At 66.2% G+C, this 20,177-nt stretch carries 21 protein-coding genes; 17 read left to right on the forward strand and 4 right to left on the reverse strand.

The annotated features are described in order from the left end of the window. Nucleotides 1–68 precede the first annotated feature (68 nt). The 7 genes from AO684_RS11255 to AO684_RS11285 all read left to right on the forward strand — a co-directional run bounded on the left by AO684_RS11255 (nucleotide 69) and on the right by AO684_RS11285 (nucleotide 5,139). Nucleotides 69–812: an ABC transporter ATP-binding protein gene (locus tag AO684_RS11255; protein WP_054303032.1), complete on the forward strand. Its 744-nt coding sequence runs from the start codon at nucleotides 69–71 to the stop codon at nucleotides 810–812. Beyond that, nucleotides 809–1,477 (forward strand): adenosylcobinamide amidohydrolase, encoded by a 669-nt coding sequence (locus AO684_RS11260; protein ID WP_054302845.1) that lies wholly within the window; start codon nucleotides 809–811, stop codon nucleotides 1,475–1,477. The genes AO684_RS11255 and AO684_RS11260 overlap by 4 nt, the downstream gene beginning before the upstream one ends. A 96-nt stretch (nucleotides 1,478–1,573) precedes the next feature. After that, nucleotides 1,574–2,257, forward strand: a complete 684-nt coding sequence (locus AO684_RS11265) for a MotA/TolQ/ExbB proton channel family protein (protein WP_054302846.1) — start codon at nucleotides 1,574–1,576, stop codon at nucleotides 2,255–2,257. Continuing rightward, nucleotides 2,254–2,631, forward strand: coding sequence for a biopolymer transporter ExbD (locus AO684_RS11270; protein ID WP_054302847.1), 378 nt, complete (start codon nucleotides 2,254–2,256; stop codon nucleotides 2,629–2,631). The genes AO684_RS11265 and AO684_RS11270 overlap by 4 nt, the downstream gene beginning before the upstream one ends. Nucleotide 2,632: 1 nt before the next feature. Next, nucleotides 2,633–3,055: a biopolymer transporter ExbD gene (locus tag AO684_RS11275; protein ID WP_054302848.1), complete on the forward strand. Its 423-nt coding sequence runs from the start codon at nucleotides 2,633–2,635 to the stop codon at nucleotides 3,053–3,055. Then, a complete protein-coding gene (locus AO684_RS11280) occupies nucleotides 3,052–3,915 on the forward strand; it encodes a TonB family protein (RefSeq protein ID WP_054302849.1) in 864 nt (287 codons plus the stop codon). Before AO684_RS11275 ends, AO684_RS11280 begins: the two co-directional genes overlap by 4 nt. A gap of 63 nt (nucleotides 3,916–3,978) precedes the next feature. Further along, the gene (locus AO684_RS11285) at nucleotides 3,979–5,139 is read left to right on the forward strand and encodes an exo-alpha-sialidase (RefSeq protein ID WP_054302850.1); all 1,161 of its coding nucleotides are present in this window, start codon (nucleotides 3,979–3,981) and stop codon (nucleotides 5,137–5,139) included. A 20-nt stretch (nucleotides 5,140–5,159) separates the two neighbouring features. Here AO684_RS11285 and AO684_RS11290 read toward each other — a convergent pair whose 3' ends face one another. Together AO684_RS11290 and AO684_RS11295 are read right to left on the reverse strand one after the other, a co-directional pair. Next, entirely contained in the window at nucleotides 5,160–6,800 is a 1,641-nt protein-coding gene (locus tag AO684_RS11290) for a BCCT family transporter (RefSeq protein ID WP_054302851.1), read from the reverse strand. Nucleotides 6,801–7,144: 344 nt separating this feature from the next. Next, nucleotides 7,145–8,080, reverse strand: a complete 936-nt coding sequence (locus AO684_RS11295) for a hydrogen peroxide-inducible genes activator (RefSeq protein WP_054302852.1) — start codon at nucleotides 8,078–8,080, stop codon at nucleotides 7,145–7,147. Nucleotides 8,081–8,232: 152 nt separating this feature from the next. Between AO684_RS11295 and katG the strand changes: the two genes are divergently transcribed. Further along, complete coding sequence (katG, locus tag AO684_RS11300) at nucleotides 8,233–10,410, forward strand: catalase/peroxidase HPI (protein WP_054303033.1); 2,178 nt, start codon at nucleotides 8,233–8,235, stop codon at nucleotides 10,408–10,410. A 67-nt stretch (nucleotides 10,411–10,477) separates the two neighbouring features. Here katG and AO684_RS11305 read toward each other — a convergent pair whose 3' ends face one another. Then, on the reverse strand, nucleotides 10,478–10,768 hold the full coding sequence (locus AO684_RS11305; RefSeq protein WP_054302853.1) for a DUF1330 domain-containing protein: 291 nt from the start codon (nucleotides 10,766–10,768) through the stop codon (nucleotides 10,478–10,480). Beyond that, nucleotides 10,765–11,448, reverse strand: a complete 684-nt coding sequence (locus tag AO684_RS11310; protein WP_054302854.1) for a GntR family transcriptional regulator — start codon at nucleotides 11,446–11,448, stop codon at nucleotides 10,765–10,767. Before AO684_RS11310 ends, AO684_RS11305 begins: the two co-directional genes overlap by 4 nt. A gap of 103 nt (nucleotides 11,449–11,551) precedes the next feature. Here AO684_RS11310 and AO684_RS11315 point away from each other — a divergent pair, with 103 nt between their 5' ends. The 9 genes from AO684_RS11315 (at nucleotide 11,552) to AO684_RS11355 (ending at nucleotide 20,177) form a co-directional block, all read left to right on the forward strand. After that, nucleotides 11,552–12,154: an amino acid synthesis family protein gene (locus AO684_RS11315; protein WP_054302855.1), complete on the forward strand. Its 603-nt coding sequence runs from the start codon at nucleotides 11,552–11,554 to the stop codon at nucleotides 12,152–12,154. Further along, the gene (locus tag AO684_RS11320; protein ID WP_054302856.1) at nucleotides 12,126–12,920 is read left to right on the forward strand and encodes an alpha/beta fold hydrolase; all 795 of its coding nucleotides are present in this window, start codon (nucleotides 12,126–12,128) and stop codon (nucleotides 12,918–12,920) included. The genes AO684_RS11315 and AO684_RS11320 overlap by 29 nt, the downstream gene beginning before the upstream one ends. Further along, entirely contained in the window at nucleotides 12,917–13,837 is a 921-nt protein-coding gene (locus tag AO684_RS11325) for a flavin reductase family protein (RefSeq protein WP_054302857.1), read from the forward strand. Before AO684_RS11320 ends, AO684_RS11325 begins: the two co-directional genes overlap by 4 nt. Before the next feature lie 3 nt (nucleotides 13,838–13,840). After that, nucleotides 13,841–14,878, forward strand: coding sequence for an LLM class flavin-dependent oxidoreductase (locus AO684_RS11330; protein ID WP_054302858.1), 1,038 nt, complete (start codon nucleotides 13,841–13,843; stop codon nucleotides 14,876–14,878). Between the two features lie 9 nt (nucleotides 14,879–14,887). After that, nucleotides 14,888–16,345: an aldehyde dehydrogenase gene (locus AO684_RS11335; protein WP_054302859.1), complete on the forward strand. Its 1,458-nt coding sequence runs from the start codon at nucleotides 14,888–14,890 to the stop codon at nucleotides 16,343–16,345. A 29-nt stretch (nucleotides 16,346–16,374) separates the two neighbouring features. Further along, nucleotides 16,375–17,385 (forward strand): ABC transporter substrate-binding protein, encoded by a 1,011-nt coding sequence (locus AO684_RS11340; protein ID WP_054302860.1) that lies wholly within the window; start codon nucleotides 16,375–16,377, stop codon nucleotides 17,383–17,385. Between the two features lie 70 nt (nucleotides 17,386–17,455). Then, the gene (locus tag AO684_RS11345; protein ID WP_054302861.1) at nucleotides 17,456–18,292 is read left to right on the forward strand and encodes an ABC transporter permease; all 837 of its coding nucleotides are present in this window, start codon (nucleotides 17,456–17,458) and stop codon (nucleotides 18,290–18,292) included. Beyond that, nucleotides 18,292–19,092, forward strand: a complete 801-nt coding sequence (locus tag AO684_RS11350) for an ABC transporter permease (protein WP_054302862.1) — start codon at nucleotides 18,292–18,294, stop codon at nucleotides 19,090–19,092. Before AO684_RS11345 ends, AO684_RS11350 begins: the two co-directional genes overlap by 1 nt. Continuing rightward, nucleotides 19,089–20,177, forward strand: coding sequence for an ABC transporter ATP-binding protein (locus AO684_RS11355; RefSeq protein WP_054302863.1), 1,089 nt, complete (start codon nucleotides 19,089–19,091; stop codon nucleotides 20,175–20,177). The genes AO684_RS11350 and AO684_RS11355 overlap by 4 nt, the downstream gene beginning before the upstream one ends.

The raw sequence follows: 20,177 nt of genomic DNA on the forward strand, positions 1-20,177 counted from the left end.
GGCGTTCTGATGGCGCTGGTGGGCGCGCCGGTGTTCCTGCATCTGATCTGGCGCATGCGGGGGCAGACATGAGCCTGTTGACGCTCGACCGTCTGAGCCTGTCCCGTAATGGCACGCCCGTTCTGCGCGAGATTTCCCTGACCATCGCGCCCGGCGAATGCGTGGGGTTGCTGGGGCCGAATGGCGCCGGGAAATCCACGCTGATGCGCGCGGCGCTGGGGCTGGTGCAGGCCAGTGGCCAGAGCTCGCTCGCCCGGCTGCGCCCGGCGGAGCGCGCGGCGCAGGTCGCCTGGCTGCCGCAGGCGCGTGAAATCGCCTGGCCGGTCAGCGTGGCCCATCTGGTCTCGCTCGGCGCGATGGCGCGTGGCCGGGCCGGAGATCACCCCTCGGTCGCGGCTGCCATCGCCCGCATGGGGCTGGAGCCATTCCGCAACCGCGTGGCAACGGCCCTTTCTGGCGGGGAGCAGGCGCGGGTTCTGTTGGCCCGCGCGCTGGCCCAGGATACTCCGCTCCTCATGGCGGATGAGCCCGTCGCGGGCCTCGACCCTGCCCAGCAGATCCGCAGCATGCGGGTGCTGCGCGCGCTGGCGGACGAGGGGCGCGGTGTAGTGGTCTCGCTGCACGATCTCGGGCTGGCGGCGCGACACTGCACCCGGCTTCTGGTGCTGCATCAGGGCGCGCTGGTGGCCGATGGCGCGCCCGAGGCGGTGCTGACGCCTGAGCTTCTGGCCGGGGTGTTCGACATCATCGCCCATCGTGCCGATACGCCCGAAGGCCCCAGTTTCCAGCCGCTCGCTACGGTGTCGGAATGACTGTGCTCACCCTTGCCCGTCCCTGGCTGATCGCCGATCTGGGGCAGGAGATGCGCGTGCTCAGCTTCGCGCCGTGGCGGCCGGGCTTTGCCACTGCGCGCCGCATCCTGTGGCGCGAGGTGCGTAATGCTGATTTGACGCCGGATCTGGACGTGGACCGCTGGTTCGCGGCTGAAATGGCGGGGCAGGGCGCGTCGGGGGATGTCGGCATGCTGACCTCGCGCGATATCGGGCGACATTTCACCGCGCAGGCAGAGGTGGAGGGGATAGCCGTCACCTGTATCGCCACGGTCGGGCTTGGCAATGCCGAAACGGCGGGCGCCCGCCGCGCGACGGCCCCCGCGCCGGTGGGCACCATCAACCTCGCTGTTGTGGTCGGGGCCGGGCTGACCGAAACCGCGCAGCTTGAGGCGCTGACCATCGTGGCCGAGGCGCGCACGGCGGCGGTGATGGACAGCGGGTTGCGCCTCGGGAATGGTGCCCGAGCCACCGGCACCGGCACGGATTGCATCGCGCTGGCCGCCCGGCCGGGAGAGATGCGTTTTGCCGGGCTGCATACCGCCCTGGGCGAGGCACTTGGCCGCGCGGTGCGGCAGGCCGTTGCCGTGGGGGCTGAGGACTGGATGCTGGAAAACGGCAGGGTGGCCGACGGCTATCCGCCGTGAACACGGCGCCGCCCGGGGGCGAGGCTTTCTCCGGGCGGGGATTTTTGCTAACCATGGCTCAGGCTGACGCCGTGCCGCACGTTTGAGGAAACGCCGATGTCCGGTCAGGAACCCATCACCGCCACGGCCCCTGCGCTGATGTCCTTCATCGCCATGGGCGGCCCTGCCATGTGGGCCATCGCCGTGCTGTCGGTTCTGGCGCTGGCGCTGATCCTGTGGAAGGTGATGCGGCTTCTGTCCTTCGGGGCCTGGTCCGGCGGGCGGCGCACGGCCGAGGCGCTGGTGCTTTGGCACACAGGGCAGCGGGATTCGGCGATGCAGCTGCTGGCCGGGCGCAGCTCGCTGCGCGCGCAGCTCGCACTGGCCGCAATGCGGGCGGCGCAGAACCCCGCCCTTGATCGTGAGGCAGCCGAGGCGGAAACCGCGCGGGTGGCGCGCAAGCTGCTGGCGCAGGCGCGGGCGGGTTTGCGGGGGCTGGAGCTTGCCTCGACCATCGGGCCGCTTCTGGGGCTGCTGGGCACCGTGACCGGCATGATCGCGGCGTTTCAGGCATTGCAGGAGGCGGGCAGCCGCGCTGATCCGGCCACGCTGGCAGGCGGCATCTGGGAGGCGCTGCTGACCACCGCCGCCGGCATGGCGGTGGCCATTCCGGCGCAGGTGGCGCTGACCTGGTTCGACAGTGTGGTCGATGCGCTGCGGCACGACATGGAGGATGCGGCGACGCAGATCCTGCATGGCGCCCCGCCCGCCGCGCCGAAATTGCGACAGGCGGCGGAATGATCCGCTTCGGCCCTGACCGGCCGCGCCGGAGGCCCAATCTGACGCCGATGATCGACGTGGTGTTCCTGCTGCTGGTGTTCTTCATGCTCGCCTCGCGCTTTGGCACCGACCGGGCCCTGCCCGTCGCCACCGCAGGAACGGGGGGCAGTTACAGCGGCCCCCCGCGCCTGGTGGAGCTTGCACCGGCTGGCCTGCGGCTGAACGGTGTCACCGTGACGCCCGATGCGCTGGTGGCCGGGCTGGAACGGCTGACCGAAAGCGGATCGGATGTGATCGTGCTGCGTGCCCGCGACGGTGCTGATCTTCAGGCGCTGGTCGCGGTGATGGACAGGCTGTCGGCGGCGGGCTTCAGCCGTCTGGTTCTGGTGCCCTGAGATGGATTTCTCGGACCCGCCCCGCCGTCGTGGCGATGAAAACCTGCTGCCGATGATCAACGTGGTCTTCCTGCTGCTGATCTTCTTCCTGATTGCTGCCCGGCTGACCGCGCCCGAACCTTTCGCGGTCGAACCACCTGAGGCCCGATCCAGGGCAGAGGCGCTGGGGGAGTTCACGCTGTTCCTGTCAGCAGACGGCAAGATCGGTTATCGCGATGCCGAAGGCGACCAGGCGCTTGAGGCCCTCGCTTCTGCCCGGGTGGAACATTGCGCCGTGGTGGATTGTGCCGCGGTTCCGACCCGGCTGACCCTGCGCGCCGATGCGGCATTGCCTGCCGCCGATCTTGCTGCCTTGCTGCCCCGGCTGTCTTCGCTGGGCTTTGCGGCAATCGAGCTGGTGGCGCGGCCCGGAGGCGCAGAGTGAGCGGGCGCCTGCAAGCCGTGCTGGCGCTGTGTCTGGCGGTGGGCCTTCATCTGGCGGCTTTTGCGCTGCGGCCCGAGGCTGCGGGGGCGGCGTCGTCCGGGGCAGGCGGGCTGGATCTGCTGACGCTGCAAGCCGCTGATCCCGCGATTGCCGGGCTGGTGGCGGAATGGGATCGCCCGCCCGTGCCCGTTGCGGAACCGTCCCTCCCGGATGCGCCCGAGGCCCCGCCGCTTTCCGAAGCGCCGGATCTGCCCGCGCCAGAGGCGGCACCACCTCTGCCGCTGGCACCATCCGCGCTGGCGATGCCAGAGGTGGCGGAGGCTGCCCCGAACCTTGATGCCAGCCCCGCCGCCCCGCCGCCGCCCGAGGTGCTGCCCGAGGCGGCCCGGAAGCCTGCGCCGAAACGACCGGAGCAGAAACAGGCGGCGGAACCGCCCAAGCCCGCCAGGACGACAGAGGCCAAACCTGCCGGGTCACCGAAGGCAGCAGGCGCTCCCAAGGCCGCGCCCGGTCAGAAGGCCAGCCGTGCGGCAGGCAGCGGCGGTGGCGATACGGCGGCAGCAGGCAAACCCTCGCAGGCGCAGACCGCCAATCTGGCGAAGCAATGGGGGGCGGCGATCCAGGCGCGGATCGAGCGCCGCCTGCGCCAGTATCCGGGCGTCGGCAGGGTCACGATTCAGGTGACGGTCGCCCGCTCGGGGCAGGTGTTGGGCATCCGCCTCGTCGCCTCCTCGGGCAAGCCCGCGCTGGACGAGGCGGCGCTGCGGGCCGCGCGTGCGGCGGGCCGGATGCCTGCCGCCCCAAAGGGCCTGGCTGAGGACAGCCACAGCTTCAACCTGCGCCTGCGTTTCACTCGCTGACAGAAGCCGCTTCGGCCCTGCGGGGACGCGTGCTACCATCCCGCCGGGACAGGGAGGCGCGAGATGGACAAAGGATTGTTCCGCATTCTGATCGGCACCACCAAGGGGGCCTTTCTGCTGACAGCACTGGAGGGGCGGGGCGGCTGGAAGGTTTCCGGCCCGTTCTGCGACGGATGGCCGATCAACCATATCATCGGCGACCCCGAAACCGGCACGATCTGGGCAGGCGGGGGCGGGGACTGGCATGGCGCCGGGGTCTGGCGCTCTGATGATGGCGGGGAAAGCTGGACGGTCACACGGCTCAGCCGGGGCCAGCTTGACCGCTGGGCCGAAAGCGACGCCGATTTCGCCGCGATGATCGGATGGAGCCCCGAGCCGCTGCCTTTCGGCGAAACCATGTCGCAGATCTGGTCGCTGGGGCTGGTCGGGGGCACGCTTTACGCGGGGACCAAACCGGCACATCTTCTGGCCAGCACCGATGGCGGCCAAAGCTTCGCGCTGGTCGAGGGGCTGGACAATCACCCCTCTGCCGGAAGCTGGAGTCCCGGTGCGGCGGGGCTGGTGCTGCATACCATCCTGTCGGACCCGGAAGCCCCCGAAAAGCTCTGGATCGGGATTTCCGCCGCCGGGGTCTTTGCCTCGGAAGATGGCGGCACGACATGGGAGCGCCGGAACCGCCTGTCCAATCTGGGTGGCTGTGCCGGGCATGACCATCCCGCAGGGCCGCAGGGTGGCGAGATCGGCCATTGCGTTCACAACATGATGCGCGCACCGGGGACGGGGGATGTGCTGTATCAGCAGAACCACCATGGAGTCTGGCGATCCCCTGACGGCGGGCGAAGCTGGGATGATATCACCGCCGGTCTGCCTTCAACCTTTGGCTTTCCGATCCGGGTGCATCCGCGCGATCCGAACCGGCTGTGGACGCTGCCACTGAACGGGGATCGTGATGGCCGATTCCCGCCCGGCGCGGCGGCGGCGGTGTGGCAGTCGGATGATGCCGGGGCAAGCTGGCGGGCGCAGCGCGCGGGCCTGCCGCAACAGGGTTGTTTCTTCACGGTGCTGCGACAGGCAATGGCGGGCGATGCGCGCGACCCCGCCGGGGTCTATTTCGGCACCAATTCCGGCTCTGTCTTCGCCAGCATCGACGAAGGAGAAAGCTGGGAGGAAATCGCCCGCCACCTGCCGACCATCCTGTCGGTGGAGGTGCTGGACCGCGGCTGAGGCCGCGGCCCGGCATGGGTTCAGCGTGGCTCGGACATCAGCCCCTTCAGCACGGCCCAGCACATCAGCAGCAGGACCAGCGCAAAGGGCAGCCCGGTCGAGATCACCATGGCCTGCAAGGCGCCGAGGCCACCACCGACCAGCAGCACGATGGCCACCGCGCCCTCGAACGTTGCCCAGAACACGCGCTGCGGCATGGGCGCATCGACCTTGCCGCCCGCCGTGATCGTGTCGATCACCAGCGAGCCGGAATCCGACGAGGTGACGAAGAACACGATGACCAGCACAATGGCGATGACCGAGGTGATGGAACTGAGCGGCAATCCCTCCAGCATTGCGAACAGGGACAGCGGCGGGTCGTAATTGTCGATGACCTGAGCCTTCACCGCCGAAGTGGCGGGGTCCGTCAGAACCTGATCAATCGCCACGCCGCCGAAGACGGCCATCCACAGCACGCAGACCAGCGAGGGAATGATGAGGACACAGGTGATGAACTCGCGCACCGTCCGGCCGCGCGAAACCCGCGCGATGAACATGCCGACAAACGGCGACCAGCTGATCCACCACGCCCAGTAGAACGCCGTCCAGCCCTCGCGGTAATCGTCATCCGAACGGCCGAAGGGGTTCGACAGCGGCACGAGATCCTGCGCATAGGCCAGAAGCCCCTGCCCGAAATCGCCCAGAATGGCCAGTGTCGGCCCGGCGAGCAGCACGAACAGCAGCAGCAGTGCTGCGATGCCCATGTTGATCTCTGACAGCAGCTTCACCCCGCCATCCAGCCCGCGCAGCACCGAAAACAGGGCGACGCCGGTGATCAGCGTGATCAGGATGACCTGCACCGTGGTGTCGACCGGAATGCCGAAGACATGGTTCAGACCGGCATTCGCCTGTTGCGCGCCGAAGCCGAGGCTGGTGGCAAGGCCGAACAGCGTGGCGAAGACGGCCAGAATGTCGATGATATGCCCGGTCCAGCCCCAGATCCTTTCGCCGAAGATCGGGTAAAAGGCGGAACGGATGGTCAGTGGCAGACCCTTGTTGAAGGAAAACAGCGCCAGCGCCAGCGCGACCACGGCATAGATCGCCCAGGGGTGCAGACCCCAGTGATAGATCGTCGCGGCAAGGCCCATCGCCTTCGCCCGGTCCACATTTTCCGGAATCAGGTTGCCTGCCTCGTCAAAGGGCGAGGGCGTGCCCAGCGGGGCGGAAATCGCCATGTGATAGACCGGCTCCAGCACGCCGAAGAACATCAGCCCGATGCCCATCCCGGCTGCGAACAGCATGGCGAACCAGCCGGTGTAGCTGTAATCCGGCGTCGCATCGCGCCCGCCCAGCCGGACATTGCCCCAAGGGCTGACGATCAGCACAAGGCAGAACACCACGAAGATGTTCGCGGCGATCATGAAGAACCAGTCAAAGGTGGAGGTCAGCCAGGGGCGGAGCCAGCCGAAAGCCGCGCCCGCCTGTTCGGGCAGTGCAAGGGCGTAAAACACAAAGGCCACGACCGACAGGGCCGAAACCAGAAAGACCGGGTTGTGGATGTCAAACCCCAGGGGGCCGAGGTTGCCCTCGATATTGTGTTGTCCGATTTCATATTCGGTATCAATGATCTGTGTCGCGCCTTCGGGCGCGGGTATGCCCTGCGTGTCGCCGGACTCGGCCATGGCCTGTCTCCTGTTCTGATACATCATGTGGCGGAATGCGAATGCACCCATCCGCGTGGCAGAAGGGCCGAAACCCTGAACGGGACGTCAGATACGGCGCCTCAATGCCGTTGGGGCGACACCGGGCTGACCCGGCAGGAGCCCCGGAAACTGCGTGACGGCAAGGCTGGAGGCGGACCCGGTTGCGATGGATCGCGTCTTGCCGGTGCGGGCCGGGCGGCGCAGATCCACAGGAACCAAGGTTTTATCCAGCATACTCTTCCCTCACGGTTTCGAGACGTCACCCTAAGGAAAGTGCCTGCGGGAGTCCACCAGCGGGGGCACAAAAGCGACGTATCAGGTCGCTAAATTCCTTTTCCGGACGTTTTGGCGCCTCTATTTGCAGGGTTCTCCCCGGATTCGACGGTGCGCAGGATCGTGGCGATGCGAGTCAGCTGCGGGGCCAGCGGGTTGGTCTTGCGCCAGACCATGCCAATGGTCCGGCGCGGGCGCGGCTCTGCCAGACGGGCCAGCGATACCGCTGCCGACCGGGTTTCGATCGGCGCTGCCATTTCCGGGATCAGCGTGACGCCGATCCCGGCGCCGACCATCTGCACCAGTGTTGAAAGCGAGCTGCCCTCCATCAGATCGCGAGGGGTGGCCGATGTCATTTCGCAGAAGGACAGCGCCTGATCGCGGAAGCAATGGCCCTCTTCCAGCAGCAGAAGCCGCATCTCGCGCAGCTTTTCGGGTTTCGGAACCGGCTTTGCGGCATCCTCCTGTGGCCGCACCAGCACGAATTCCTCGTCAAAGAGGGCCTCTTCATGCAGGAAGGGTTCGGAAATCGGCAGGGCGACGATGGCGGTATCCATCCGTCCTTCGGCCAGATCCTCGATCAGGCGCTGAGTCACCGCCTCGCGCGGGCGCAGGTCAATGCCGGGGAAGGCAGCGGCCAGTTCCTTGATCACGCGGGGCAGGAGATAGGGCGCGACGGTGGGAATAACGCCGATCCGCAACTGCCCCACCAGCGGACCCTGCGAGGCACGGGCCAGTGCACCCAGTTCATCCACGGCCCGCAGGATATCCCGCACCCGCAGCGCAAAGGCCTCGCCCAGGGCCGTCAGCCGGATGCGTCGCGCCCCGCGTTCGACCAGAGGCGTGCCAAGGATTTCCTCCAGTTCCTTGATCTGAAGCGACAGTGCAGGCTGCGAGATCGCGCAGGCCTCGGCCGCGCGACCGAAATGGCCATATTGGGCCAGCGCATCGAAATATCGCAGATGGCGCATCGACAGACCGATCATAAGCCTTGCATATCGCCATCATTAGAAAATGCAAATTCTAATTATGGAAGAACCGTGCCACAACCTTGCCATCAAGCGCCGGCCAGCCTTGGGGAACAGGATTCGGACCGACCCTGATGCAGCAGGCAGGAAGCCAGAAGTGGGAGAGCAAGATGGACGGAAACGACATGAACCCCGCCGGGAAATGCCCGGTGATGCATGGCGGGAACACCGAGACCGGCGCATCGGTCGTCAGCTGGTGGCCCAATGCACTGAACCTCGACATTCTGCATCAGCATGACAGCAAGTCCGACCCGATGGGGGCAGAGTTCAGCTATCGCGAAGCCGTCAAGACGCTGGATTTCGATGCGCTGAAAAAGGATATGCATGCGCTGCTGACCGACAGCCAGGACTGGTGGCCGGCGGACTGGGGTCACTACGGCGGCCTGTTCATCCGCATGGCCTGGCACTCGGCCGGATCGTATCGCCTTGCCGATGGCCGTGGCGGTGGCGGCACCGGCAACCAGCGTTTCGCGCCGTTGAACTCGTGGCCGGACAACGCCAGCCTCGACAAGGCCCGCCGCCTGCTGTGGCCGCTGAAGAAGAAATACGGCAACAAGATTTCCTGGGCCGATCTGATGATCCTCGCCGGGACGGTGGCCTATGAAAACATGGGCCTGAAATCCTTCGGTTTCGGTTTTGGCCGCGCCGACATCTGGCACCCCGAGAAAGACGTTTACTGGGGTGCGGAAAAGGAATGGCTGGCGCCTTCGGACAATCGCTATGGCGATGTCGAAAAGCCGGACACCATGGAAAACCCGCTGGCCGCCGTGCAGATGGGCCTCATCTACGTCAACCCGGAAGGCGTGAACGGCAAACCCGATCCGCTGAAGACCGCCGCTCAGGTGCGCGAGACCTTCGCCCGCATGGCGATGAATGACGAAGAGACCGTGGCGCTGACCGCGGGTGGTCACACCGTCGGCAAGGCGCATGGCATGGGCAATGCCGCGCGGCTCGGCCCGGAGCCGGAAGCGGCCGGGATCGAGGCGCAGGGCTTCGGCTGGGCTAACCCCGACCAGAACGGCCAGGCCAACCGTGCCATGACCTCGGGCATCGAAGGCGCCTGGACCACGCACCCGACGAAGTTCGACATGGGCTTTTTCGAGATGCTGTTCGGCCATGAGTGGGAGCTGCGCAAATCTCCCGCCGGTGCCTGGCAGTGGGAGCCGGTCAGCATCCGCGAGGAAGACAAGCCGCTGGACGCCACAGACCCGTCGAAGCGCCATAATCCGATGATGACCGACGCCGACATGGCCATGCGCATGGACCCGGACTACAACGCGATCTGCCAGAAGTTCATGGCGGACCCGGAGTATTTCAAAGAGACCTTCGCCCGTGCATGGTTCAAACTGACCCACCGCGACATGGGGCCGAAGGTGCGCTACATCGGGCCTGACGTCCCGGCCGAAGACCTGATCTGGCAAGATCCGGTTCCGGCGGGGTCGACCGGCTGGGATGTGGCGGCGGTGAAGGCGAAGATTGCCGCCTCCGGCCTGTCGCTGGCCGATATGGTCGCGACCGCATGGGACAGCGCCCGCACCTATCGCGGCTCTGACATGCGGGGCGGGGCTAATGGCGCCCGCATCCGTCTGGCTCCGCAGAAGGACTGGGCCGGGAACGAGCCGGCGCGTCTGGCGCGTGTACTGTCTGTCCTGGAGCCGATTGCCGCCGCAGCGGGCGCTTCGGTCGCGGATGTGATCGTGCTGGCGGGCAATGTCGGGGTGGAACAGGCGGCCCGGGCTGCGGGCCATGCCGTCGAGGTGCCCTTCGCACCGGGCCGTGGCGACGCGACCGATGCGATGACCGATGCCGAGTCCTTCGATGTGATGGAGCCGTTGGCCGATGGCTTCCGCAACTGGCAGAAGAAGGATTACATTGTCAGCCCCGAGGAGATGCTGCTGGACCGGGCGCAGCTTCTGGGCCTGACCGCACCGGAAATGACCGTGCTGGTCGGGGGGATGCGGGCCATGGGCACCAACCACGGCGGCACGGCGCATGGTGTGTTCACTGATCGCGTTGGCGCGTTGACCCCGGACTTCTTTGTCAACCTTACCGACATGGCCTATAGCTGGCATCCCGTCGGTTCGGGTGTCTATGAAATCCGCGACCGCAAAACCGGCGCGGTGAAATGGACGGCGACGCGGGCGGATCTGGTGTTCGGTTCTAATTCGATCCTGCGCTCCTATGCCGAGGTCTATGCTCAGGACGACAACGCCGGGAAGTTCGTGAAGGACTTCGTGGCCGCCTGGACCAAGGTGATGAACGCCGACCGTTTCGATCTGAGCGCCTGACAGGGCAACGGAAACATCAGGCCGGGCGCGTGCATCGCGCCCGGCTTTTCATTGTCGTTCAGACCGTTCAGCCGGGCAGGCCTTCAACAATGACCACATGCACCGTTGCCGCCCCTTCACGCCGGGCGCGGGCGGCCCGGTATTCGGCCGAGTCGTAGCAGGCGCGCGCATCCGCCAGAGTCGGAAATTCGATCACTACGTGCCGATCCAGCACCGGACCTTCGAGCACCTCGGAGGGACCACCCCGCGCCAGAAACCGTGCGCCGTGGGCGGCGAAGGCTGCCGGGGCCAATGCCTGATATCCGGCATAGGCATCCGGGTCCGTGACCGTCACATGGGCAATCCAATAGGCGCTCATCCCTGATCCTCCAGCAATTGCCGGGCGATTTCAGCCGCATCCCGCAGATGGGCGCGGACCGCGTCGGCAGCAGCTTTGGGGTCATTGGCGCAGATGGCGGCACAGATTCGCGCCATATGTGCGGGGCCGGAAATCCGACGGTCGGTTGTGGCCAGTGTCAGCGCCCGCAGCCGCGAGATACGGCTGTTCAGGCGCTGCACGATCTCCCATGCGATGTCATGCCCCGCGGAGGTGAAAATCACTTCGTAAAACGCTGTTGTAGCAGCATAAAGTTTCTGCGGGGCCGCATCGGTGAAGGCGGCCTCAAGCTCTGCCAGCGCGACGCGCAGCCGGTCTTTTACCACCGCATCCGCAACGCGCGCGCAGGCAGCGGCGGCATCGGCCTCCAGCAGGCGGCGGATGTCATAGATCTGCCGCGCGCGCGGCCAGTCCAGTGTCGCCACCACCGGGCCACTGCGGCCCAGCGTTTCCACCAGCCCCTCGGCCTCCAGATAGCGGATCGCCTCGCGCACCACCGACCGCGACACGCCCAGTTGATCACAGAGCGTGCGTTCCACCAGACGGTCACCGCCGGTGAATCGTCCGGTGATGATGGCATGGCGGAGCCGTTCAACCGCCAGCTCCCGCAGGGTGGTAGGTGAATGGGCGATGCGCAGGTCGTGTTCGGGTGTCTGATCCATGGCCGCAGATTAGACGCGCCCCGGTCTTCGCGCAAGTTGTTCTTGACATGTCGTATTATGGTATACCAACATACCATCACAACGAACCGGAGGGACTCAGGGCATGTCGGCGCAGATTCGCAAGACGCTCATCACCATCGAAACCACGCTGGTCGAAGGCGGCCGCGCCGCACCGCGTCCGCTGAAACTGATTGCGGCGGCGGCTGTGCTGAAGAACCCCTGGGCCGGGCGTGGTTTCGTCGAGGATCTGAAGCCGGAAATCCACGCCGTCGCGCCGGAACTGGGCGCGCTGCTGACCGGGATGATTTTGGACGCAGCGGGCGGCGCCGATAATGTCGAGGGTTATGGCAAGGCGGCAGTCGTGGGGCTCGACGGCGAGCTGGAACATGCCAATGCGCTGATCCACACGCTGCGCTTCGGCAATCATTACCGTCAGGCGCTCGCCGCCAGGACCTATCTGGCTTTCACCAATGTGCGGGGGGCGGCCAACTGCCCGGTGATGATCCCGCTGATGGACAAGAATGACGAGGGTCGCCGCTCGCACTACCAGACCATTCATTTTGCCATTCCCGACGCGCCTGCGGCGGATGAGATCGTGGTGGCGCTGGGGGCCTCGACCGGCGGGCGCCCGCATCACCGTATCGGCGACCGCTATCAGGATCTGAAGGATCTGGGGCATGATGTCTCGAACCCTGCGGCTGTCTGACGGCAGCGCGGTCCGGTTGCTGGAGGCCGGAACCGGCGCAGCCCTGCTGCTGATCCACGGCGTCGGCCTTCGGGCCGAGGCCTGGGGGCCGCAGATCGGGGCGCTGGCCGACACCGCGCATGTGATCGCGGTGGACATGCCGGGCCATGGCGGCAGCGACCCGCTGCCCGAAGGCGCGCGCCTGCCCGACTATGTCGCCTGGGCGGCGCAGGTGGTGGAGTCGCTGGCCCTTGGGCCGGTCGCGCTGGCGGGGCATTCGATGGGCGCGCTGATCGCCGGGGGCCTCGCGGTTGAACGCCCGGATCTCGTGCGCGGGGTTGCACTTCTGAACGGCGTGCATCGTCGCAGTCCCGAGGCGCGCGCGGCGGTCGAGGCGCGGGCGACGGAAATCGCGGCCGGGGCCAACGGGATCGAGGTGCCTTTGGCGCGCTGGTTCGGGCCGGGGGACGAGGCGGCGCGCGATCAGGTTGCGGGCTGGCTGCGCAGGGTCGATGCGGCGGGCTATGCCGCCGCCTATCGCGCCTTCGCGGAAGGTGATGATGTCTATGCCGACCGCCTGTCGGCCATCCGCTGCCCGCTGCTGGTGCTGACGGGTGACGGAGATGCCAACTCGACCCCGGCGATGACCGAGGCGATGGCCGCCATGGCGCCGCAGGGCCGGGCGGTCGTGATTGCCGGGCACCGCCATATGGTCAACCTCACCGCGCCCGAGGCGGTGACGGCCGAGATGAAACGCTGGCTAGCAACGATGGAGGCGCAGGCATGACCGGAACTCCGCTGGACCCCCGCGCGCTGCGCGATGCCTTTGGCTGTTTCATGACCGGGGTGACCGTGGTCACCGCCCTCGGGCCGAATGGCAAGCCCCTGGGCTTTACCGCCAATTCCTTCTCCTCCGTCTCACTCGATCCGCCGCTGCTGCTGGTGTCCATTGCCAACAGTTCGATCAACCGCGCCGCTTTTGAAAGCGCGCCGGGCTTTGCCGTGAACATTCTGGCCGAGGGGCAGAAGGATGTTTCCGCCACTTTCGCGCGGCCGGTGGAGGATCGCTTTGCCACCGTCTACTGGCGCAAGGGGCCGGTCGGCTCACCGCTGATCGCGGGGGTTTCGGCATGGTTCGACTGCACGCTGGAACAGGCCGTTGCGGCGGGGGATCACACCATTCTTATTGGCCGCATCGGCGGGTTCGAGGCCACGCCTGCGCCGGGGCTGGGCTATTACCGCGGCGCCTATGTCACCCCGGCCCAGACGGCGGCGCAACTGCCGACCGGGCCCGATGTCGTGATCTCGGCTATTCTGGAGGCGGGTGGCCAGATCCTGTTGATGGATGACGGGCAGGGCGGGCTGACTCTGCCCACCGCGCGGGTGGGCCGCGAAGGTGTCCAGACCGCGCTTGCGCAGTTGATCGCCGCGACCGGGCTGACCGCAGCGCCGGGCTCGATCTACGCCGTTTACGAAGATGTCGCGCAGGGACGGCAGCATATCGCCTTCCGCTGCGCCGCCGAGACAGGCCGCCCCGCACGCGGCGCTTTCGTTGACCTGACAGCCGAAGGCGTGGCCGACGTGACGGACCCGGCGATGCGCGTCATGCTGGAGCGGTTGGCCGACGAGGCGCGGATCGGCAATTACGGCATCTATTTCGGGACCCACGAACAGGGACGCGTGCAAAGGACCGGGGAAAGGTAACCCATGAAATTCTCACTTTTCATCCATATGGAGCGCGTCTCGGCCGAAGAGGACCAGAAGCAGCTTTACGACGAGATGATCGCACTGTGCCGGATTGCCGACGAAGGCGGGATGCATGCCATCTGGACGGGTGAACATCACGGCATGAACTTCACCATCGCGCCCAATCCGCTGTTGAACCTCGTCGATCTGGCGCATCAGACGAAGAACGTGCGTCTGGGCACCGGCACAGTGATCGCGCCGTTCTGGCATCCGATCCGGCTGGCGGGCGAGGCGGCGATGGCCGACATCATCACCGGCGGGCGGCTGGAACTGGGTATCGCACGCGGCGCCTACAACTTCGAATACGAACGGCTGATGCCGGGGATGGATGCCTGGGGCGCGGGCGGCCGGATGCGCGAGCTGGTGCCGGCCATCAAGGCGCTGTGGCAGGGCGATTATGCCCATGACGGCGAATATTGGCAGTTCCCGAAAACCACCTCCGCGCCCTTGCCGATGCAGCAGCCGCACCCGCCGATCTGGGTGGCGGCGCGTGATCCGAACAGCCATGAATTTGCCGTCTCGCAGGGCTGCAACGTGCAGGTGACGCCGCTGCATCTGGGCGATGAGGAAGTGCAAAGCCTGATGGAGCGTTTCAACGCGGCCTGCGCCAAATTCCCTGAGATTGCCCGGCCCAGGATCATGGTCCTGCGCCACACCTATGTCGCGGACAGCGAGGCCGATGCGCAGCAGGGCGCGGAGGAGCTGAACATGTTCTACAACTACTTCGGCGCCTGGTTCAAAAATGAACGTCCCATCTCGATGGGTCTGATCGAAACGCTGACCCCTGAGGATGTCGCCGCCCATCCGTTCTATTCAGCCGAGGCGATGCGTAAGAACCAGATCATTGGCGAGGCGCCCGAGGTTATCGAACGCATCAAATCCTATGAGGCGATGGGCTATGATGAGTTCAGCTTCTGGATCGACAGCGGCATGAGCTTTGCACGGAAAAAGGCTTCGCTCGAACGCTTCATCCGCGACGTGATGCCCGCCTTCGCCTGAGGACAGACCATGGACCGTTTCCAGCATTATATCGACGGGCGTTTCGAGGATGCCGCGCAGGGGTTCGACAGCATCGACCCCGCGACCGGCACGCCTTGGGCGCGGATGCCCGCCGCCTCGGCCGAAGATGTGGGCCGGGCGGTGGTGGCGGCGGACCGGGCCTTTGGCGCCTGGGCCGCGACCACGGCGACCGCGCGGGGCAAGCTGCTTTATCGTCTGGCCGATCTGGTGCAGGAAGCGGCGCCGCGTCTGGCAGCGCTGGAAACCCGTGATACCGGCAAGATCATCCGCGAGACCAGCGCGCAGATCGCCTATGTCGCGGAGTACTATCGCTATTACGCAGGGTTGGCCGACAAGATCGAGGGCGCGCATCTGCCCATCGACAAACCGGATATGGAGGTCTGGCTGCGGCGTGAACCCGTGGGCGTGGTGGCGGCCATCGTGCCGTGGAACAGCCAGCTGTTCCTCAGCGCGGTGAAGCTGGGCCCGGCGCTGGCAGCTGGCTGCACGGTGGTGCTGAAGGCCAGCGAGGACGGCCCCGCGCCGCTGCTGGAATTCGCGCGGCTGGTCGATCAGGCGGGATTCCCCGCCGGGGTCGTGAACATCCTGACCGGCGGGCCCGAGGCGGGGGTGGCGCTGACCACCCATCCGAAGGTTGCCCATATCGCCTTCACCGGCGGGCCGGAGACCGCGCGGCATATCGTGCGCGCGTCTGCCGAGAACCTTGCGAAAACCTCGCTGGAGCTGGGCGGCAAGTCACCCTTCATCGTGTTTGACGACGCCGATCTGGACAGCGCGGCCAATGCGCAGGTGGCAGGCATCTTCGCGGCCACCGGGCAAAGCTGTGTCGCCGGTTCGCGCCTGCTGGTGCAGCGCAGCGTGAAGGATGCTTTCCTTGCGCGGCTGAAGGCCAAGGCAGAGGCGGTGGCCATCGGCGCCCCCGATGCGATGGCAACCGAGGTCGGCCCGCTGTGCACCGCGCGGCAGCGCGACCGGCTGCACGGGCTGGTGACGGAAACGCTGGCGGCGGGGGCAAAGCTCGTGACCGGCGGGCAGATGCCGCAAGGCGCGGGTTTTTACTATCCGCCGACGATCCTTGATTGTTCCGACGTGCCCGATGCGCCTTCGGTCAGGCAAGAACTGTTTGGCCCGGTCCTTTCCGTCGTCACCTTCGACACCGAGGCCGAGGCACTGCAACTGGCCAATGACACCGCCTATGGCCTTGCCTCGGGCGTGTTCACCCGCAGTCTGACGCGGGCGCACCGGATGATCCGCGGTATCCGCGCCGGCATCGTCTGGGTGAATACCTATCGCGCCGTTTCTCCCATCGCGCCTTTTGGTGGCCACGGTCTTTCCGGCCATGGCCGCGAGGGCGGGCTGGCGGCGGCGCTGGACTACACGACGGTGAAGACCGTGTGGCTGCGCACCTCGGACGATCCGATCCCGGACCCGTTCGTCATGCGCTGAAAACTGAAAACACAACAGGGAAGAATGCCATGAAGAAAACGATGTTCGCGCTGGCCGTCGCCAGCGCCGTGACGGCGCATGCCGCCATGGCCGAGGATATGGTCTTCACCTCCTGGGGCGGCACAACCCAGGATGCGCAGGCCGCCAACTGGGCCCAGCCCTTCACCGAGAAAACCGGCACTGGTGTGATGCAGGACGGGCCAACCGACTATGGCAAGATCAAAGCCATGGTCGAGGCGGGTGCCGTGACCTGGGATGTGGTCGATGCGGAATTTGACTGGGCGCTGCAAGCGGGGAAGCAGGGCCTGTTGGAGCCGCTGGATTTCACGGTGATCGACAAGGCGAAGCTCGACCCGCGCTTCGTGTCGGATTACGCGGTGGGCTCGTTCTATTATTCCTTCGTTCTGGGCTGGAACCCGGCAAATTTCAGCGATGCGCAGCCCGCCACGCTGGCCGATCTGTTCGACACCACCAAATTTCCCGGCAAGCGGACCTTCTACAAATGGTCGGCCCCCGGTGTGATCGAGGCGGCGCTGCTGGCCGATGGCGTGGCCCCGGATGCGCTCTATCCGCTGGATCTGGACCGGGCGTTTGCCAAGCTGGATACCATCAAGTCCGATATCATCTGGTGGGAAGGGGGCGCGCAGTCGCAGCAGCTTCTCGCCTCCGGCGAGGCGCCGATCGGTTTCTTCTGGAACGGCCGTCTGGCCGCGCTGCAAGCTGACGGTATGCCGGTCGGCATCAGCTGGGACCAGAACATTACCGCCGCCGACGCGCTGGTCGTGCCGAAGGGCACCGCCCACAAGGACGCCGCGATGAAGTTCATCGCCGAAGCGACCAGTGCGGAGGGGCAGGCCGCCTTTGCCGCCGCGACCGGCTATGCGCCCGTCAACCTCGGGTCGGCCGATCTGATGGACCCGGCGGTTCGTGCCACGCTGCCCGATGCGCAAACGGCGGTGCAGGTGAATGCCGACATGGCCTATTGGGCGGAGCACCGTGACGAGATCGGCAACCGCTGGTACGCTTGGCAGGCGCAGTAACGCCTGAACGACCGCCCGGATGACCGCCGAGGGCATCCGGGCCATTTCCCGACTTTCTGGAGGTTCTGCAATGCTCTCCGCCACTTCCGGCGGCCGCGGTTCGGGGTTGGGCTTCGCCATGCCCGCGATCCTGCTGCTGCTGGCTTTCTTCGTCATCCCCGTCGCATTCCTGCTGATGCGTTCGGTGACCGAGCCCGCGCCGGGCTTGCAGAACTATGCGACCCTGCTGGGCAGCACGACTTATGCGAAGATCTTCTTCAACACCTTCTTCGTGGCAGGGGTGGTGACGGCCATCACCGTGCTGATCGCTTTCCCCGTTGCCTGGGCACTGGCCATCATGCCCGCCCGCTGGTCGGCGGTGATCTTTGCTGTCATCCTGCTGTCAATGTGGACCAATCTGCTGGCCCGCACCTATGCTTGGATGGTGCTGCTGCAACAGACGGGCCTGATCAACCGTATGCTGAAGGCCATAGGGCTGATCGACCAGCCGCTGCAACTGACCAACAATCTGATCGGCGTGACCATCGGCATGGTCTATATCATGCTTCCCTTCATGATCCTGCCGCTGCTGGGCGTCATCAGGAAGATCGACCCCGCCATCCTGCAAGCCGCCGCGCTGTGCGGTGCCACCAGGGCGCAGGCCCTGCGCCGGGTGCTGCTGCCGCTGGCAGGGCCGGGGCTGACCTCTGGCGGGCTGATGGTTTTCGTGATGTCGCTGGGCTATTTCGTCACCCCCTCGCTTCTGGGCGGCACCGCCAACATGATGCTGGCCGAGTTGATCGCCCAACAGGTGCAAAGCCTTGTGAACTGGGGCATGGGCGGCGCGGCAGCCTTCGTGCTGCTGGTCGTCACGCTCGGCCTTTATGCCGTGCAACTGCGGTTCTTCGATCAGGCGGAGGCGCGCTGATGCTTCTGGATTTCGACAAGCTGGGCGCGTGGAAATGGGCGCTGTCGGCCATCTGTGCAGTGATGGCGCTGTTTCTGCTGCTGCCGATCCTGTTCATCGTGGCGCTGTCTTTCGGATCGTCCCGCTGGCTGATCTTTCCGCCACCGGGCTGGACGCTGAAATGGTATGAGGAGCTGTTCGCCGATCCGCGCTGGATCGGGGCGGCGCTGACCTCGGCCAAGATCGGGGTCATCGTCATGGTGCTGTCGGTGGTGCTGGGGTTGCTGGCCTCGATGGCGCTGGTGCGCGGCACCTTCCGGGGCCGGGCGGTGCTGCGTGCCTTCTTCCTGACGCCGATGGTGCTGCCGGTGGTCATCGTCGCCGTGGCGCTTTACGCGGCCTTCCTGCGGTTGGGGCTGAACGGCACCTTGCCCGGCTTTGTCATCGCACATCTGATCGTGGCGCTGCCTTTTGCCATCATCACCATCTCCGGCGCGCTGGAAACCTTTGACCCTTCGATCGAGGATGCCGCCATCCTGTGCGGCGCAAGCCCGTGGGAGGCGCGGCTGCGCGTCACCCTGCCGGGCATCCGCCATGGCCTGTTCTCGGCCGCGATCTTTTCCTTCCTCATCTCCTGGGATGAGGTGGTGCTGGCGATCTTCATGGCCTCCCCCGCGCTTCAGACGCTTCCCGTGAAGGTCTGGACGACGCTGCGGCAGGATCTGACCCCGGTGATCGCCGCCGCCTCCACCCTGCTTGTCGCGCTGACGGTGATCCTGATGATCGTCGCCGCCCTGATCCGCAAAGGCAAATCCGAATGACCACGCCCTTCCTGCACATCAACGGCATCCGCAAGACCTATGGCGATGTCGTGGCGACCGATCATGTGGAGCTTTCCATCGCAGAAGGCGAGTTCATGACCTTCCTCGGCCCATCAGGCTCCGGCAAGTCCACCACGCTTTATATTCTGGCAGGCTTTCAGGACCCGACGGCGGGCGACATCCGCCTGCGCGGGCAGTCGATCCTGCGCACGCCTTCGCACAAGCGCAACATCGGCATGGTGTTCCAGCGCTATACCCTTTTCCCGCATCTGAGCGTGGGCGAGAACGTCGCCTTCCCGCTGCGCGTGCGCCGGATGGGGCAGGCCGAGGTGGCCGCAAAGGTGAAGCGCGCGCTGTCACTGGTGCGGCTGGACGGGTTCGAGGACCGGATGCCGGCCAGGATGTCGGGCGGCCAGCAGCAGCGCGTGGCCCTTGCGCGGGCGTTGGTCTATGATCCTCCGGTCCTTCTGATGGACGAGCCGCTTTCTGCGCTGGACAAGAAGCTGCGCGAGGAAATCCAGTTCGAAATCCGCCGCATCCATCAGGAAACCGGGGTGACCATCCTTTACGTCACACACGATCAGGAAGAGGCGCTGCGCCTCTCGGATCGCATTGCCATCTTCAACCGTGGCAAGATCGAACAGGTTGGCACTGGGCCAGAGCTTTACGCCAATCCCGCCACGCATTTCGTGGCCGATTTCATCGGCGACAGCGCCTTTCTTTCGGGCCGTCTGGCCTCATTGAAGGGTGGCCGCGCTGCGATCCGGTTCGAGGGTGGGCAGCAGATCATCGATGTGCCACTGCATGGCGCCGGGCAAGAGGGGCAGGCGGCCGATCTGATGCTGCGCCCCGAGCGGATGGAATTGACCCCCGAGGCCGGACCGGCGGGTGCCTCGCTGCCGGTGACGGTGCAGGACATAACCTTCCTCGGGAACTGTACTTCGGTCGCGGCGCGCACCGACTGGGGCGATGCGCTGACCGTGCGGCTGAACTTCGGTCATCCGCTGGCAGGCCGCGTGGCGCGCGGTGACCGGCTCAACGTGCGCTGGTCGCCCGAGGCCGCCCATGCCTTCGTGCGGGGGTAA

Origin of the sequence: Gemmobacter sp. LW-1 (genome assembly GCF_001303875.1) — a bacterium.
Taxonomy (GTDB): Bacteria; Pseudomonadota; Alphaproteobacteria; order Rhodobacterales; family Rhodobacteraceae; genus Gemmobacter; species Gemmobacter caeni.